The 1235-nt window shown below is 43.2% G+C and carries 1 protein-coding gene; it reads left to right on the plus strand.

Translation table 11 applies throughout. The features are described 5' to 3' along the window. The coding region (locus ACTNDS_RS16625; protein ID WP_441036860.1) for a transposase at positions 1 to 1235 on the plus strand (1235 nt) is incomplete at both ends.

Genomic DNA, 1235 nt, shown 5'->3' on the forward strand with positions numbered 1-1235 from the left:
GGCGGTGTAGAACCGGATTTTCGCACCATTGCAGATTTCAGGAAAAACAACATAGACAGCCTGAAAGAGATTTTTTATGAATTCAACCGCCGGATCTCCGGTGCAGTGGAATGGGGATTTTCTTCCGTGGATGGAACAAAGATCCAGGCGGATAACGCAAAAGATAACAACTTCACCAAAAACAAACTGGATGACAGGATCAAATGGCTGAATGGTCATACAGATGAGTATCTAAGGATCCTGAATGAAATGGACAAGCAGGAAGAAACAGACGTGATTTCAGGAGAACTGACAAGAGAAAGTCTTGAAGCCAAGTTAAAAGAAGCACAGGAGAGACTTGCCAGATACGAAGGTTATCAGAAGCTGATGGAAGAAACCGGGGTATCCCAGCTTTCGATCACAGATGCGGATGCAAAACTCATGAAAAATAAAAATGGGTTTACAGTAGCATATAACCCACAGACGGCGGTAGATTCTGAAACACATCTGATCCGAGATTTTCAGATGACCAATCAGGTAACCGACCATGGATTGCTGGAAAGTACGATGCAGGGGATAAAGAGCTCTGAACCGGAAAAGATCATAGAAGTAGTAGCAGATAAAGGTTATGAAGCTGTGGAAGATATGGTGGAGTGTCTGGAGAACGGTATTATCCCACATGTCATAACAGATGATGGAAAAGACGGTTATGACATAGAAATCCCTTATGAAGAGGCAGAAACGGATACTGCCAGCACAGAGCCAGAAGAACTGAAGAAAGCACTGCATGCAGGTAAGATACCGGAAGTTTATGCAGAAGTGATACAGGATATGAAGGTAGAAACAGTCCGTCGTAAAGTGGTGGATGAAAAACGGGAAAACAGCAGTGTCTATGGAAGTCCTGAGGAAATGCAGGAAAAAGCAAAAGAAGGTTATTTTGTCAGAGATCCTGAGAGAAACCTGGTATACTGTCCGGCTGGGGAAATCCTGAGACAGAAGAGCATAAAGAAAAACGGGAATATCCGCTATGCCAATAAAAATGCGTGTAAACATTGCCCGAACCGCAATAAGTGTTACAAGGGAAAAGGCGAATGGAAAGAGATCGACTTTACCAAAGATCAGCTGGTAAAACCATGTAAGGGCTGGCTGGAAGCCGAAGGAAAGAAGCCGGAGGAAACGAAAACGGGTGAAAAATGGCATTATGAAAAAAGAAAGGTTGTGAAGTTTTTCCTGAAACCGGATAAAGAAAAGATGAG

This window comes from Blautia sp. HCP3S3_C12 (assembly GCF_052064155.1).
In the GTDB taxonomy this organism is placed as follows: domain Bacteria; phylum Bacillota; class Clostridia; order Lachnospirales; family Lachnospiraceae; genus Blautia_A.